2 protein-coding genes and 1 pseudogene are annotated in these 2,543 nt (G+C 54.2%); 2 read left to right on the top strand and 1 reads right to left on the bottom strand.

The genetic code is table 11. From position 1 onward, the window contains the following. The first annotated feature begins 310 nt into the window (after positions 1–310). Both AB4043_RS25320 and AB4043_RS25315 read left to right on the top strand, forming a co-directional pair. Positions 311–877: a serine O-acetyltransferase gene (locus tag AB4043_RS25320; RefSeq protein ID WP_442299038.1), complete on the top strand. Its 567-nt coding sequence runs from the start codon at positions 311–313 to the stop codon at positions 875–877. Further along, positions 874–1,887, top strand: coding sequence for a glycosyltransferase family 4 protein (locus AB4043_RS25315; RefSeq protein WP_442308502.1), 1,014 nt, complete (start codon positions 874–876; stop codon positions 1,885–1,887). The genes AB4043_RS25320 and AB4043_RS25315 overlap by 4 nt, the downstream gene beginning before the upstream one ends. Here AB4043_RS25315 and AB4043_RS25310 read toward each other — a convergent pair. Continuing rightward, positions 1,867–2,543, bottom strand: a pseudogene (locus AB4043_RS25310) (hypothetical protein); the annotation flags it as partial. The gene AB4043_RS25315 and the pseudogene AB4043_RS25310 overlap by 21 nt on opposite strands.

Here is a 2,543-nt window from a genome sequence, read left to right as displayed (position 1 = left end):
GAGGAGCAGCGTCAGACTGAAGAGGAGTAGAGGAAACCCGAAAGAACGGGCGCAAGATGCGGTTCGATGTTGAGTAGTTCCTTTGAAGCAAACAGAAATTTCCTTGAGCACGCGCTCGTCTCCCTGAAAAAGGTGGGGTGAAAAAAATATGTCGAATGGAGCCCGACTTGGTGAACGTGTGCAAAGGCTTGCAATCTTGTCTCCGCTAATGCCAAGCGCCTAAGTCATTGATTTTTCGTTTCTCTTTTACCTGGTTCCCGGAGATTTAATCCCTGTCCCGGAAAAAAATTCCGATCCATGAGCGCAGTAAATGGCCTGCGACGTGCTCGGAGACAATCGGGGGCCAGTCCGTTGCCTCAACGAGCTGGATGCTGCATTGGTCACAGAGTTCAAAGAAGATCTAGGGCGATATCGCGCCTATGGAGAGTCTTACCGGCGAATCCTCTTCAATCCTGCGGTTTGGTGCATTTTCTGGTACCGCCTGGGACGTTGGGTATATAGCCCGGACCGGAACCTGCTTGTTAGGTGCCTGGGAAAGCCTCTCCATCTGATTGGGGCCACCTGGATCGAGGCGTTTTTGCAGACCTTACATCCCGAAGTCGTAATAGGGCGGCATCGTGACATCGCGCATCATGTCACGCTGGGTACCCGAGGCGCCGGCTCGCAAGGAGCTCCCAAACTTGGAAACAATGTCTACGGCGGTACGAACGCAGTTCTGATTGGTCCAATCCGTGTAGAAGACGGAGCCAGGATTGCAGCGAATTCGCTGGTCAATCGTGACGTTCCCGCCGGAGCGACCGTCATGGGAGTGTCGGCTGTCGTCGTAAAACAGAGAGCCGTGAAAGAAATCGCGGAAGCGCCGGAGGTGACTGTATGACGAAGTCAAAACATCCTCTGCTGCTCTTTGCCGCTCCATATTTTGCCCCCGCATATCACGGCGGTGCCGTTCAGATTTATCTCGGTCTGCTGACACGGCTAAAACGGTACAGAGTGGTTGTCGTCGGCGATCGATCCAATGTGTCACTGGCGGCATTGCAGGAATGGGACGCGCTGGCGAAACAACGTTACGGCCCCTATATGCATTATTGGCAACATCGCTGTATTCGACGAGCCGATATGAATCTTTCGGTAAGCAGCTATACGGCACACCTGGTATCTCGAATGACAGGAGCTCCCGTGGAAAAATTAAAGATCCTTTCCAACTTCATCGACCTCAATCGCTTCCATATCTCTGGGAAGCGCGCCGAACTGCGCGCCGGTTACGGTTGGCAAGAGAAGACCGTGCTTTTGACAGTGGCAAGGCTGGAGAAGCGGAAGGGAATCGATCAGGTGCTTCGCGGGCTTGAAGTTTTAAGGCGGCAAGAGAAACTATCTCCGTCATGGCGATATGTGATCGGAGGCAAGGGGCCTGAACGCGATGCCCTGGTTCAGCTCGTGAAAGAGCTGGACCTTACAGAGTATGTCGAGTTTCTCGGCTTCGTTCCAGACGAGGATCTCCCCGGACTCTATGAGAGTGCAGACGTGTTTGTGCAGCCCAACCGGGAGATCAATGGTGATACGGAAGGATTCGGTGTCGTCTTCCTGGAAGCGAATGCGTGCGGTTTGCCGGTAATTGGAGGCGAGGCCGGCGGTACTGCGGACGCGATCGCGCACGGTAAGACAGGATTTCGAGTGGATGGTGAATCGGTATATGAGATTGCCGCTGCGATCTCCATCCTGATGGAAAATGACGAGCTGCGCACCCGCCTGGGGCAACAGGCAGTGGAATGGGCAGCTAACTTTGATGTGAACAATGCGGTACATCGGTTCGAGAACCTGATGGACGAGGCCTTGTTTAAACATGGTGCCGCGCCCAGAAACCTTACGTCAGTAAGCGCCGATATCTAGGTGGCCTTTCTCTCGCGGTTGCCCCAGCAGGTTCCACGTCAAGTCCAATAACGTGCCCTTGCCAATGGCGGGGCTTCCGGAGGCTGGTGCAAAGTCGCCGTGTGCAGGATCGCGCAGTAACGGATTTGCAATCGTGAAGCCTGCATAGGTCGGTGAGGAGGCCGCTCCATTGAGCCACCAGACCAGGTTTGACTCCGCTAGCATCGGCGCCGATGTGCTATTTGGTGAAAACAGAGGAACCTTCGAATCGAGAACGATCAGGTTATTTCGCAGACGAACGGTCTGCCCTGGAGATCCCCGCGAAAAAGAGATAGCGCCTGAGTCCATGTTGCGGCGGCCACCGCATCGGTACATCGTATTGTTATAGATTTCGACCGTACCGGTCCCTGTCGTACCGTAGTTTGCGCCGCCTTGAACGTAGATACACGAATAGTTGGAACCCCCATCGGGCGGATCCGGTCCCTGACCGACGTTATAGAAAAGATTGTTATAGGCTTCCACCGTTCCTCGGGACGGATCTATGGTCGCGAAATTTATGCCATTGCATACAACATCGTGAATGATGTTGTCGTGCACATGCAGATCGTATTGGTTACGTCCGGTGCCGCGGTCCGTCGGAGTGGAGTGGAACTGAATGGCCCGGCACCCATTAACAT

Source organism: Terriglobus sp. YAF25 (assembly GCF_052113305.1).
In the GTDB taxonomy this organism is placed as follows: Bacteria; Acidobacteriota; Terriglobia; order Terriglobales; family Acidobacteriaceae; genus Terriglobus.
The sequence above is the reverse complement of the archived record's forward strand: the minus strand, read 5'-3'. Positions and strand labels throughout refer to the sequence as shown.